Genomic DNA, 13,150 nt, shown 5'->3' on the forward strand with positions numbered 1-13,150 from the left:
GAAACCTGCCCCCATGAGCACTACCGACACCACTGATTACGCACCTGCCGGCATCGTCGACAACCGCGACGTCCTGTTCACCACCTTGAAAACCGGCGAGGTTGCCGCCACGCTGACCGCGATCGACTGGGGCCAGGCCTGGGGCGGGCGCTGGGTGATCGACGCGCAGTCGGTGCCGGGCCTGTTTTCGCTGTCCTACAACCCGGCGACGGACGAATCCGCGCGCCTGGTGATCGACAACGCCAACCTGTTGCCTGAGGCGGGCAGCGCGGCGACGATCACCGTGCATTACTACGACCGCTACCAGCTCGACGGCAACGGCAACCCGCTGCCGGGCAAGGGCGTTGCCGAGACCCTGGTCTACACCTTCGAAGCGGGCAGCATGCGCGCCCTGGCCGGATTCGGCAGCGACTTCGCGCTCGGCGCCGCCAGCCAGGCCGCGAGCCCGGACCTGGCCACCCTGAGCACCGGCGGCTTCATGTCGGTGTGGCAGGCCGCCAGCAGCGGCGGGGCCATCATGGGCCAGCTGCGCACCGCCTCCGGCGTGGCCGGCGGCGCGACGTTTGCCATCAGCTCCACCAGCGACGCCGCCGTGGAGGGCGCGCCGGCTGTGGCCGCGCTGTCCGGCGGACGCTCGGTGGTGGCCTATACCAGCACGGGCGCCGGCGGCACCCACATCGCCTACCGCATCGTGGACGCCCATGGCGTCGCCGGCGCCGAGGTCGGCGTGAGCGGCGCGAGCGCGGACACCGCCATGCCCGACGTGGCGGTGCTGGCCGACGGCAGGATTGCGATTGCCTGGCGCAGCAGCGGCCAGGTGCACGTGCGCACGGCCGACGCCAACGGCAACCTGCAGGGCGGCGAGCAGGTCTACGGCAGCATCGGCAGCGCCTTCAGCCCGAGCATCGCGGCCAGCGGCAACAGCTATGTCGTGGCCTGGGGCGAGATCAGCGACGGCAACGTGTACGCCGCCACCGCGGGCGGTGCGCCGCTGCTGGTCAGCGGCGACGGCCTGGCCGCCAGCATCGCCACCGCAGCGCCGCTGCCGACCGTGACCGGCCTGGCCGGCGGCGGCTTCGTCGTGGCCTGGGACAGCTATGTCAACAACCCGTGGGGTTTCGGCGGCAGCGACATCTTCTTCCAGCGCTTCGATGCCAGCGGCGCGCGCTCCGGCGCGATCACGCAGGCCAACGTCGACGCCGGTGCCGGCCGCTTCGATGCGTCGGCCACGGCCCTGGCCGATGGCGGTTTCGTCCTCGCCTGGCAGTCGCAGTCGGGCGACTTCGACGCCAATGGCATCTTCGGGCGCCGCTTCGCCGCCGACGGCAACGCCTTCGACGCCCGCGAATTCGCGATCAACGAAATGCGCCAGGGCGACCAGACGGCGCCCGTGCTCACGGCCCTGGCCGACGGCGGCTTCGCCACGGCCTGGATCGATACCCAGGCGGGCGGCGCCGTGCAGGTCGAGGCGCGCGTGCTGCACGGCGCCGTGGCCGTCGCCACGCTGCCGAGCGTGGTGGTGTCGGCTCCGGCTCCAGCCCCCGCACCGGCACCGGCACCAGCCCCGGCGCCAGCCCCGGCGCCATCGCCGGCGCCATCGGGCAGCGCCCCGGCCCCGGTCAGCTCCGGCGGCGGCTCGTCCACCGGCGCAGCCATCAGCGGCAGCGACGGCGCCAACCTGCTCAGGGCAGCCGCCGGCAGCCAGAAGATCGATGGCCGGGGCGGCATCGATACCATGGAATATGCTGGCTTGAAGGGCTTTTTCGACATCCAGCGCACCGCAGGCGGCGTTACCGTCGTCGACCGCTTCGGCAGCGGCGGCACCGACACGCTGGTCAACGTCGAGCGCCTGCAGTTCCAGGATACCGCGGTGGCGCTGGACGTCGACGGCATCGCCGGCCAGGCCTATCGCCTGTACACGGCCGCCTTCAACCGCGCTCCCGACAAGGGCGGGCTCGGTTACTGGATCAAGATGATGGATGGCGGCCAGGCGCTGGACCAGGTGGCGGCGGGCTTCACGAACAGCCGCGAGTTCGCCGACCTGTACGGCGCCAACGCCAGCGACGCCCAGTTCGTCGAGCTGCTGTACCAGAACGTCCTGCACCGCAGCGCGGAAGGGGCGGGGCGCGATTACTGGATGGGCGTGCTGGCGGGCGACATGCCGCGCGAGCACGTGCTGGGCCTGTTCAGCGAAAGCGCCGAGAACCAGGCGCAGGTGATCGGATCGATTACCAACGGGATCGAGTTTACGCCCTGGGGCTAGGATGTTCGCGGCTGGGTGGCTTGGCCGCCCAGCCTACAAGGGCTGATGCTCGCGGGTCGCCAGCGCCTCGCCCAGCATCACCAGCACCGGCCCATGCCCCGGCTCCAACCCATGCGCCAGGTCGGCCAGCGTCAGGCGAAGGATGCGCTGGTCGACCCGGCTGCAGTTTTCCACCACTACGACAGGCAGGTCCGCCCTCCGCCCCTGGGCCAGCAAGCGCTCGGCGGTAGCCGCGGCTTCGCGCCCGCCCATGTACTGCACCAGCGTGTCGGTCTCGGGCAGGGCCGGATGCTCGGGATGGTCGGGGGCGGTGCTGGAGGTGAAGAAGGCGACGCTGCGTGCGACGCCGCGCTTGGTCAGCGGCTGCTTGCTCGCTGCCGCCGCCGCCACCGCGGTGGTGATGCCGGGGACGATTTCGACCTCGATCCCGGCCGCTTCCAGGGCGCGCAATTCCTCGTCGGCGCGCCCGAACAGCATCGGGTCGCCGCCTTTCAGGCGCACGATAAGTTTGTACTTGCCGGCGCAGTCGACCAGCTGCTCGTTGATCAGGGTTTGCGCCATCGAGCGCTGGCCCGAGCGCTTGCCGACCGGGATCAGGTCGGCCCGGGCGCACAATGCGAGCATCTCGGGGATGACCAGGGCGTCGTAGAGCACGACGTCGGCCTGGGCCAGCAGGCGCGCGCCGCGCACGGTGATCAGGTCTGCCGCACCGGGCCCGGCGCCGACTAAATAAACCTTGCCCAGTGCCTGCCCCATACCTCTCCTTCGCCGATTACGCCTGATCCAGACGGATCATACCCGCTGCGACGGTCTGGTGCGTGACTTCGTCGATCAGGATGAAGGCGCCGGTGGCGCGGTTGTCGGCATAGGCGTCGGCCGCCAGCGGCTGCTGCACGTTCAGGTGCACGCGCGCGATATCGTTGAGCTTCAGGCCCTCGGCCGCGTGGCGTTGCTGGGTGTTGACGTCGAGGATGCTGTCCACTTTCGTCACCTTGGCGCCGGTCTGGCGGGTGCCGTGCTTGATCCAGTACTTGCGGCGCGCATCGAGCGGCTCGTCCGACATCCAGCACACGTCCGCCACCACCTGTTTCAACTGGGTCGCCGGCTGGTCCTGGCTGGCCAGCAGGTCGCCGCGCGAGATGTCGAGGTATTCGTTCAGCAGCAGGGTGACCGACTGGCCGGCCGAGGCCGACTGCAGCGAACCATCGAAGGTCACGATGTCCTTGACGGTGGCCGCCTGGCCGGAAGGCTGGACCACCAGCTTGTCGCCCACCGCCACCCGGCCCGATTCGATGCGGCCCATGTAGCCGCGGAAGTCGTTCGCTTCGTGGCCGTTGTGGCGCGCCACCAGCTGCACAGGGAAACGGAAGGGGGCGGCGTGCGACTCGTCGTACACCGAGAGCGACTCGAGCAGCTCGATCAGGGTCGGGCCCCGGTACCACGGCATGTTGGCGGAGGCATCGACCACGTTGTCGCCGCTCAGGGCCGACAGCGGGATCGGCGTCACGTCTTTCAAGCCGAGCGAAGCGGCGAACTCGCCATAGGCCGCGACGATGCGCTCGTACACGGCCTGGTCGTAGTTCACCAAATCCATCTTGTTGACGGCGACGATCACGTGCTCGATCTGCAGCAGCTTGGCGATGGTCGAGTGGCGCTTGGTCTGCACCAGCAGTTCCACGCTGCCGTCGTCACCGAGTTTGACCTTGGAGACGTCGACCAGGATGATCACGGCGTCCGCGGTCGATGCGCCGGTCACCATGTTGCGGGTGTACTGCTCGTGGCCCGGAGTGTCGGCGATGATGAACTTGCGTTTCGGGGTGGCGAAATAGCGGTAGGCCACATCGATGGTGATGCCCTGTTCGCGCTCGGCTTCCAGGCCGTCGGTCAGCAACGACAGATCGATGGTGTCGCCCACGGTGCGCTTGTGCTTCGAGCGCGAGACGGCGGCCAGCTGGTCGGCGAAGATGCCCTTGCTGTCGAACAGCAGGCGGCCGATCAGGGTGCTCTTGCCGTCGTCGACGGAACCGGCCGTGATGAAGCGCAGCAGGCCGCTTTGGTGGAGGTTATCGGTCATGGCGTTCATCAGAAATATCCTTGCTTCTTGCGTTTTTCCATCGAGGCTTCGGAGGTCTGGTCGTCCATCCGGGTCGCGCCGCGCTCGGTCACGTCGGTGACGGCGGTTTCGGCAATGATGTGCTCGACCGTGCTGGCGTGCGAAGCCACCGGGCAGGTGCAGGAGATGTCGCCCACGGTCCGGAAGCGCACGGTGCGGGTCTCGACCGTCTCGCCTTCGCGCGCCGGCGTCAGGGGCGTCAGCGGCACCAGCAGGCCATTGCGTGGGATCACCTGGCGCTCGTGCGCAAAGTAGATCGGCGGCAGCGCCAGCTGTTCGCGTGCGATGTACTGCCACACATCGAGCTCGGTCCAGTTCGAGATCGGGAACACGCGCATGTTCTCGCCCGGGTGCACGCGGGTGTTATACAGGTCCCACAGTTCCGGGCGCTGGGCCTTCGGGTCCCACTGGCCGAACTCGTCGCGGAAGGAGAAGATGCGTTCCTTGGCGCGCGCTTTCTCTTCGTCGCGGCGGGCGCCGCCGATGCAGGCGTCGAAGCCGTGTTCGGCGATGGTTTCCAGCAGGGTCACGGCTTGCGCGGCATTGCGCGAATCCGTGGCCGGGTTGCGCAGCCTGACGGTGCCGCGCTTGATCGATTCCTCGACCGAGCCGACGATCAGGCGCTCGCCCAGCTCCGCCACGCGCGCATCGCGGAAGGCGATCACTTCGTCGAAATTGTGGCCGGTGTCGATGTGCACCAGCGGGAAGGGGAATTTGCCGGGGCGGAAAGCCTTCTCGGCCAGGCGCAGCAGCACGACGGAATCCTTCCCGCCCGAGAACAGCAGGGCAGGGTTGCTGCATTCGGCGGCCACCTCGCGCAGGATGTGGATGGCCTCGGATTCGAGGGCGTCGAGGTGGCGCGCGTTCACCGCGGTGAGCACGCCGGGATTGTCGAATACTGTCGTCATGTTGTCTGCCTTGTTGCGGGTGCTTACGCAGCCACGGATTTGATGCGAATGAGTTTGCCGTCGACCACGTGCAGGCCGCATTCCTTCGATTCGGGGTTCTCCCACCACCAGCGCCCGGCGCGCACGTCCTCGCCCGGCTGCACCGCGCGGGTGCAGGGCTCGCAGCCGATCGACGGATAGCCGCGGTCGTGCAGGGCGTTGTAGGGCACCTCGTTGGCGCGCAGGTAGTCCCAGACGTTTTCTTCCGACCACTCGAGCAGCGGATTGAACTTCTGCAGGCCGTGGGCCGCATCGTCTTCCTGTACGGCCAGCTCGGCGCGGGTGGTCGACTGCGCACGGCGCTGGCCGGTGATCCAGGCCCGCTTGCCGGCCAGGGCGCGGCCGAGCGGCTCGACCTTGCGGATGCGGCAGCATTCCTTGCGCAGCTCGACGCTGTCGTAGAAGGCGTTCAGGCCGTTGCCCGCGACATAGGCCGCGACGGCGTCTGGCTGCGGCCGGTAGAGCGCGATCTCGACGCCATAGGTGTCGCGCACGCGCCTTACCATGTCGAGGGTCTCGGCATGCAGGCGGCCGGTCTCGAGCGAGAAGATCGCGATCGGCAGCTTCGCTTTCACGATCAGGTCGGTCAGGACCATGTCCTCGGCCGCGAGGCTGGACGCGAACACGCTTGGGGAATGATCGCGGGCGATGCGCGCCAGGATGGCCTGGGTTTCTTCGACGCGGCGGTGCAGGTCGCTCATGGACTGGTCCTCAGATGCCGGCGCCGACGTCGTTCAGCTCGGGCGGCGTGCCGCGCGGCGCACGGCGGAACAGCGGCTCGGGCTGGTCGACCGAGGCCTGGTAGGTTTCCGAGAATATGGTCAGGCCCTTGAGGGCGTCGTGGATGCTGCGGTCCTGGCGGGTGGCAAATGCGTCGAAGCCGACCCGCGACAGGGGCCACAGCTGGTCGCGCAGCACGTCGCCGATCGCGCGCAGTTCGCCCGTGTAGTTCAGGCGGCGGCGCAGATTGAAGGCGATCGAGTAGCCGCGGCCATCCGAGAACTTCGGGAAGTCCACCGCGACCACGGCGAAACGCCCCAGGTCGTCCTTGACGTCAAGCGCCTGTTCGTCGGCCGCCAGCCAGACGCCGATCTCGGCGCGCTTGTCCAGCACCTCGCGCTGCGCCTGCCACACGGCCAGCGGCACGATGATCCGGCCTTCCGGGACCGCGACGGCCTCCGGCGTGTCGCCCTCGTCGAGCCTCAGCACGCTCCAGTCGTCGTCGACGACTTCGCGGCCCTTGATGATCTGCTTGTGGGTATTAAGCATAGTGGTCTTCCCCAACCAGTGCGCCCGCCGCGATCGGCGTGGCATAGACGTGTTCCTTGAATGGCGCGACGCCCAGGCGCTGGGCCGTGTCGACGAAACGCTCGCCTTCGTAGCGTTCGCGCACATAGACTTCGAGCAGGCGGCCGATCACTTCCGGCATCTGCAGGGCCGAGAACGACGGTCCGATGATCTTGCCGATGGCCGCGTTGTTGCCCTGCGCGCCGCCGATCGAGACCTGGTACCACTCGCTGCCGTCCTTGTCCACGCCGAGGATGCCGATGGCGCCCACGTGGTGGTGGCCGCAGGCGTTGATGCAGCCCGAGATATTCAGTTCGATGTCGCCGATGTCGTGCTGGAAGTCGAGGTTGTCGAAGCGTTCCGCAATGGCGGCGGCGATCGGCAACGACTTGGCGTTGGCCAGCGAGCAGAAGTCGCCGCCGGGGCAGGCGATCATGTCGGTGAGCAGGCCGATGTTCGGCGTGGCCAGGCCCTTGGCCTTGACCAGCTGCCACAGTTCGAACAGCTTGCTTTGCTCGACGTCGGCCAGCACCAGGTTCTGCTCGTGCGTCACGCGCACTTCGCTGAAGCTGTACTTGTCGGCCAGGTCGGCCACGAAATCCATCTGCTCGGCGGTGGCGTCGCCCGGCGGCACGCCGGTTTTCTTCAGCGACAGCAGCACGGCCGCATAGCCCGGCACCTTGTGCGGCTTGACGTTGCGGCTGAGCCAGTTGGCGAAAGCGCGGTTGTCCGCATGGGCGGCGGCAGGGTCGCTGTCGTCCAGCTGGGCGTAGCCGTGCGGCTGGAACCAGGCGGCCACGCGGTCGAATTCTTCCTGGGTCAGGGTTTCCGGGCCGTCCTTCAGGTCGAGCCACTCGGCTTCGACCTGGCGCTTGAACTCATCCACACCCATGGCCTTGAGCAGGATCTTGATGCGGGCCTTGTACTTGTTGTCGCGGCGGCCGTGCTGGTTATACACGCGCATCACGGCTTCGGTATAGGTCAGCAGGTGGCGCCACGGCAGGAACTCGCGAATGACCGAACCCAGGATCGGGGTGCGGCCCATGCCGCCGCCGGCCATGAACTTGAAGCCGACTTCGCCTTCTTCGTTATGCACCAGGGTCAGGCCGATGTCGTGGATGGCGATCGCGGCGCGGTCTTCCACGGCGCCGTTGATCGCCACCTTGAACTTGCGGGGCAGGGCGATGAACTCGGGGTGGAAGGTGCTCCACTGGCGCAGGATCTCGGCAAACGGGCGAGGGTCGATGATCTCGTCGGCCGCGACGCCGGCGAATTCGTCGGTGGTGATGTTGCGGATGCAGTTGCCCGAGGTCTGGATGGCGTGCATCTCGACCGAGGCCAGGTCTTCCAGGATGTTCGGCGTTTGTTCCAGCTCAATCCAGTTGTACTGGATGTTCTGGCGGGTGGTGAAATGGCCGTATCCGCGATCGTACTTGCGGGCAATATGGGCGAACATGCGCACCTGGGCGGAGGACAATAGGCCATAGGGCACGGCCACGCGCAGCATGTAGGCGTGGCGCTGCATGTAGAGGCCGTTTTGCAGGCGCAGGGGCAGGAATTCTTCTTCAAGCAGCTCACCGTTGAGGCGGCGCTGCACCTGGTCGCGGTATTGGGCGATGCGTTCGCGCACGATGAGATGGTCGTAGTGGTCGTAGCGGTACATGGTCTCTTCCAGAGGGGCAGACCTTGCCTGACATCGACAAACATTGTCCACCCGTTAAATGTATGGCCAAGTGTACGGACCGCTCTATATATTCCAAACTACGGAGAATTCATTTGCTTATATGCGTAACTTGAATAAGCATCTTAAAATGTCGTCTGATGCGAGATTTGCAAAACATTGCCACAAGAACAGTCGATAAGAACCCCACCACTTCATGAATCTTCACCAGCTGCGCTTCGTGCGCGAAGCCGTCCGCCAGAACTACAACCTGACCGATGCGGCCAAGTCGCTGTTTACCTCCCAGCCGGGCGTGTCGAAAGCCATCATCGAACTCGAGGAAGAGCTCGGCGTGGACATCTTTACCCGCCACGGCAAGCGCATCCGCGGTCTGACCGAGCCGGGCCGCCTGGTGCTGCAGTCGGTCGAGCTGATCATGCAGGAGATCGAAAGCCTCAAGCGCATCGGCAAGGAATACGCGGCCCACGACAGCGGCAGCTTCACCATCGCCACCACCCATACCCAGGCGCGCTACATGCTGCCCAAGGTGGTGCAGGCCTTCATGCAGAAATACCCGAAGGTGCGCTTGTCCCTTTTGCAAGGCAACCCGAAGCAGATCGCCGACATGGTCAAGAACGACCAGGCCGACCTGGCGATCGCCACCGAATCGATCGCCGCCATCGACGGCTTGATCACCTTGCCGTGCTACCAGTGGGAGCACGTGCTGGTGGTGCCGCACGAGCATCCGCTGACGCGCTCCAAGGCCGTGTCGCTGGAAGAGATCGCCAGCTACCCGGTGATCACGTATGATGCCGCCTTCGCCGGACGCAGCAAGATCGACCACGCGTTCGGGCTGCGCAGCCTCAAGCCGGACGTCCTGCTGGAAGCCATCGACGCCGACGTCATCAAGACCTATGTCGAGCTGGGCATGGGCGTGGGCATCATCGCCGGCATGGCCTTCGACCCGGAGCGCGACCGCAACCTGCGGGCGATTCCCGTGGGCCAGCTGTTCGGCATGAACATTTCGCGGGTGGCGGTCAAGCAGGGTGCCTACCTGCGCAGCTATATCTATACCTTCATCGAACTGCTGGCCCCGACGCTCAACCGCAAGATGGTCGAGTCGGCGATGCGCGGCGGTGAAAACTACGAACTCTAAGAAGCAAGGAAACACCATGAACACCAATCCGGTCGCGGAATTCTTCACCGCCATCGCCGAGCACTACGACAGCCAGTTCCACGACGAAGCCGACGAGGATCGCCAGGACGACCTGGACGACGTGGCCGAGCAGGTCACCGAACTGATGCGCGGGCATACCGTGCTGGAGCTGGGCTGCGGCACCGGCTACTGGACCGACGTGCTGGCCGAAAGCGCCAAGTCGGTGATCGCCACCGACATCAGCGAAGCCATGCTGGCCGTGGCGCGCGAGCATGGCGACGGGCTTGACAACGTGTTCTACCGCGTGGTCGATGCGCTGGACATTCCGGCGGACATCGGCGCCGACGAAAAGATCACCGCCGTGTTTGCGGGCTTTTTATGGTCGCACCTGCGGCGCGAGCAGCAGGACGCCTTCCTCGCGGGCCTGCGCGCCCGCATCGGCAAGGATGCGCTGCTGGTGCTGATCGACGACGAGTATGTCGAAGGCGTGAGCCCGACCGTCTGCCGCACCGACGCACAGGGCAACACCTGGGCGCAGTTCGTCGATGCCGAAGGCGGTCGCCACGAACTGCCGAAGAACTACCCGACCGACAGCGCACTGCGCAAGCGCATGGGCACGGCGGTCCGCGAGATCAAGATCGGGCGCTGGGATTCGTGCTGGGCGCTGACCTGCCGCCTCAAGTAAGAGAACGGACTGTGGAGGGCTTGGCGGCCCGCCGGCGCCAGCTGTGACCAGGTAGTTGCAATTGGACAACACGGGCACGGTATTTTTCCTGAAAGTAACATCGCCGGATATACTTCCGGGCACTTACTGAACAGGGAGACAACGTGCTACGCCGGATTGCCACACCCTTCGCTTTGCTATTGCTTGCCGCCTGCGGCGACGCCAACCAGCCGGCGCCGCTCGCGCAATCGGTCCAGCTGTCCGGCTCTTCCGGCGCCGTTGCCGCGCCGGGCGCGGGCGACTACTACCGCGTCGTGCAGGAGATCTATGTCGGCTACTTCGGCCGCCCCGCCGACGTGGGCGGACTGGACTGGCATGCGAAGGTGCTGCTGGCGGCCGGCGCCCCGACCGACATCGGCGGGATTGCACGCGCCTACGGCAGCAATGCCGCGCTGCGCGCCGAGATCGACAGCTTCGGCACCAGTGCGGAGTCAGCCGCACTGTATCCCGGAAATAACGCAGAATTCATCGAAGGCCTCTACCGCAACCTGTTCGGCCGCGCGGCAGACGCGGGCGGCCTGGCCTATTGGGTCGACCTGCTCGACCGCAAGCTGATCACGCGCGCCAGCGCAGCCATCCAGCTGATGTCCGGCGCGGTCGACACCGACAAGGTCATCATCGCCAACAAAGCCAGCGCCGCCAGCGCCTTCACCACGCGCATCACGATGCCGATCCAGGAGCGCGGCTACGACGGCCTGGCCGCCAACGCGGTGGTGCGCGGCATGCTCGGCCAGGTCGGGCTGGGCACCGACCTGGCCGCCTTCAATGCCACCATCGGCGCTACCCTCAACGGCCTGGCGGCAAAAGCGGCAAGCGCCAACGGCTGGGACGTCGTCGCCGCCGCGCCAGCCATGAACTCGGTGCTGTCCAGGGCGCCGGTGGTGCTGGCGACCCAGGTCGTCGCGCGCGCGCCGTCGGCGTCCGCGGCGCCCTCGGTGCCGGCCAGCCTGGCGAGCGCGCCGGCCGGCAGCAATCTGAAACTGTGGCTCTACGATCCTCGCAGCAGCGGCGGCGTGGGGCTGGCCACCGGCATCTTCCTGCGCAACGTCAGCGCCAATGGCGGCTTCCAGTTCACGCCCGCCAATGCCGACGGCAGCCTGTACCTGCAGCTCGCCGCCGCGACCCGCTACGAATTCGATACGGTCGAGCCGAACGGCGCCACCGGGCTGCAGCGCCATCGCTACCAGGTCGAGGTCGCCGCCGGCGGCGCCGCCAGCGTGCAGGACCTCGCCGCCAACGCCAACGGAATCCACGCCGTCACGCTCGACATGTCCCCGGTCGCTGCGCCCGCGGTGCAGGCGCGCCAGGATGCGCTGCGCGCGCTGGCCGCGCTGCCGGTATCGAGCTTCCGCCAGACCTCGCAATGCCAGTTGCTCGACGCGGTCACGCCGCAGCGCAGCTTTGGCACCGACTTGTCGGCCGGCTTCCCGAAAGTGCGTACCCGCCTGCCGTCGTTCGGCCGCGTGCGTTCGCTGATCATCCCGGTCGACTTCCCCGAGGTGGCCGGCAAGGACGATCCAGGCGCCTTGTTCTCGCCACTGGCCAAGGAAGTGGGCGACTTCTACGCCAAGCAATCCTACGGCCGCCTGGCCTTCGATTTCGACATCCTGCCGAACTGGGTGCGCATGCCCTTCAATCCGTCGAAGTACGGCTTCACCTCGGTCAACGGATCCGGCGACTTTACCTCCTACCGCAACGACATCTTCGCGATGATCGACAAGCAGGTGGACTTCAGCCAGTACGACGCCGTGTACATCCTGGTGCCGAAGGACATGCCGATGTCCATGATGGGCTACGGCCCGGCCATCACCGGCCCGACCTTCACCTCGACCGGCACCATCATCAACGGCGCCACGGGCGGCGCGGACATGTACCTAGCCCCAGGCAACGAGTGGCGCTGGATGGCCCACGAGACCGGCCACGCATTCGGCCTGTACGACGAAGACCTCGACCACAAGACCCAGACCCTCGGACACTGGGGCATCATGGCGATGAACTGGAGCCGCAACGCGATCGAGCACATCGGCTGGGACCGTTACCTGATGGGCTGGCTGCCGGAGGAGCAGGTCGCCTGCCTGCCGCCGGCGGGGCTGAACGGCGCCGGCACCAGCGTGGCGCTCGGTCCCCTGGTCCGGCAAAGCCTCGATACCAAGGCAGCGATGGTGCCGCTGTCGGCCACCAGGATCCTGGTCATGGAGTCGCGCAAGAGCGAAGGCTACGATCGCATCGCCAGCGGCAATGAAGGCGTGCTGGTCTATACAGTGGACATGAGCATCGGCACCCTCAAGGGCGGCTACCGTACCGTGCGGCGGCCGGGGTCGATCGACCCGGCTTTCGAGGACGCGGCGCTGCGGATGGGCGACTCGGTGACGGTCGATGGCGTGACGGTGACGGTGACAGCCTCCGGCAAGGACGGCGATACGGTCAGGATCAGCCGGCCATAAGGGCGCAGCGCAGTCCACAAGCTTCTGCACGCAACCCGCGGGGCTGGCTGGCTTGCGATCCGACCGGTCAGCCTTCTGTCGCAGCGCCGGGAAGGTGACACCTGGCCGGCACAACGGCACGACCGCCTGACCCGCTCAGTCGCGGCTGGCCGGATCGACGCGCCGCTCGGGCGGGTCGCCTTCTTCGAAGCCCGCCACGAACACCAGCAGCAAATCGCCGGCGAGCTTGTCATCGCCTGCTTCGAGCAGGTTGCCGGCGATCCTGGCCAGTTCGGCCGGCTCGGGCTTGTCATAGCTGCGATCGACCGCCCGCCGCGCTACTTTGCCGAGTTTGAATACCAGTTCGGCCGTGGTCATCGTATCTTTGTCGCTCATATCGGTTTCTTTCCAGTTGTACACATCATTGTAAGGCCAGGGCCGCGCTATGCCCGTCACGGTAGGCGCCGGCAGGCATGCTTTCCATGGCGGCAAAAAAAAACGGCGCTGTCACTGCAAGCTGTAGAAATTGAACTGCCGAGTTCTGGAGCGGTCAAACGATGATCTGATCGATTGTCGA

11 protein-coding genes are annotated in these 13,150 nt (G+C 66.6%); 4 read left to right on the top strand and 7 right to left on the bottom strand.

Features of this window, described 5'->3' with window-relative positions; genetic code table 11:
• The first annotated feature begins 13 nt into the window (after positions 1-13).
• A complete protein-coding gene (locus AC3XQU_RS21435) occupies positions 14-2,263 on the top strand; it encodes a DUF4214 domain-containing protein (RefSeq protein WP_489876182.1) in 2,250 nt (749 codons plus the stop codon).
• 33 nt (positions 2,264-2,296) lie between these two features.
• Here AC3XQU_RS21435 and cobA read toward each other — a convergent pair whose 3' ends face one another.
• From cobA to AC3XQU_RS21465, 6 genes are read right to left on the bottom strand one after another with little or no spacing between them, the layout of a single operon-like run.
• Positions 2,297-3,019, bottom strand: coding sequence for a uroporphyrinogen-III C-methyltransferase (gene cobA / locus AC3XQU_RS21440; protein ID WP_489876183.1), 723 nt, complete (start codon positions 3,017-3,019; stop codon positions 2,297-2,299).
• A gap of 16 nt (positions 3,020-3,035) precedes the next feature.
• Complete coding sequence (locus AC3XQU_RS21445) at positions 3,036-4,346, bottom strand: sulfate adenylyltransferase subunit 1 (RefSeq protein WP_489876184.1); 1,311 nt, start codon at positions 4,344-4,346, stop codon at positions 3,036-3,038.
• Positions 4,346-5,284, bottom strand: coding sequence for a sulfate adenylyltransferase subunit CysD (gene cysD / locus AC3XQU_RS21450; RefSeq protein ID WP_489876185.1), 939 nt, complete (start codon positions 5,282-5,284; stop codon positions 4,346-4,348). Before cysD ends, AC3XQU_RS21445 begins: the two co-directional genes overlap by 1 nt.
• A gap of 23 nt (positions 5,285-5,307) precedes the next feature.
• Entirely contained in the window at positions 5,308-6,024 is a 717-nt protein-coding gene (locus AC3XQU_RS21455; protein WP_489876186.1) for a phosphoadenylyl-sulfate reductase, read from the bottom strand.
• Positions 6,025-6,034: 10 nt separating this feature from the next.
• Positions 6,035-6,592, bottom strand: coding sequence for a DUF934 domain-containing protein (locus AC3XQU_RS21460; RefSeq protein WP_489876187.1), 558 nt, complete (start codon positions 6,590-6,592; stop codon positions 6,035-6,037).
• A complete protein-coding gene (locus AC3XQU_RS21465) occupies positions 6,585-8,273 on the bottom strand; it encodes a nitrite/sulfite reductase (RefSeq protein WP_489876188.1) in 1,689 nt (562 codons plus the stop codon). The genes AC3XQU_RS21460 and AC3XQU_RS21465 overlap by 8 nt, the downstream gene beginning before the upstream one ends.
• Before the next feature lie 214 nt (positions 8,274-8,487).
• Between AC3XQU_RS21465 and AC3XQU_RS21470 the strand changes: the two genes are divergently transcribed.
• The 3 genes from AC3XQU_RS21470 (at position 8,488) to AC3XQU_RS21480 (ending at position 12,594) form a co-directional block, all read left to right on the top strand.
• Positions 8,488-9,426, top strand: a complete 939-nt coding sequence (locus AC3XQU_RS21470) for a CysB family HTH-type transcriptional regulator (protein ID WP_489876189.1) — start codon at positions 8,488-8,490, stop codon at positions 9,424-9,426.
• Positions 9,427-9,442: 16 nt separating this feature from the next.
• Positions 9,443-10,111, top strand: a complete 669-nt coding sequence (locus AC3XQU_RS21475; protein ID WP_489876190.1) for a class I SAM-dependent methyltransferase — start codon at positions 9,443-9,445, stop codon at positions 10,109-10,111.
• A 143-nt stretch (positions 10,112-10,254) separates the two neighbouring features.
• Entirely contained in the window at positions 10,255-12,594 is a 2,340-nt protein-coding gene (locus AC3XQU_RS21480; RefSeq protein ID WP_489876191.1) for a DUF4214 domain-containing protein, read from the top strand.
• A 135-nt stretch (positions 12,595-12,729) separates the two neighbouring features.
• On the opposite strand, the gene AC3XQU_RS21485 is transcribed toward AC3XQU_RS21480, so the two are convergent.
• Positions 12,730-12,969 carry a hypothetical protein gene (locus AC3XQU_RS21485; RefSeq protein WP_489876192.1) on the bottom strand — a complete coding sequence of 80 codons (240 nt, stop codon included), beginning with the start codon at positions 12,967-12,969 and terminating at the stop codon, positions 12,730-12,732.
• Positions 12,970-13,150: the final 181 nt, after the last annotated feature.

It is taken from the genome of Telluria sp. AZSoR62, from assembly GCF_058111565.1.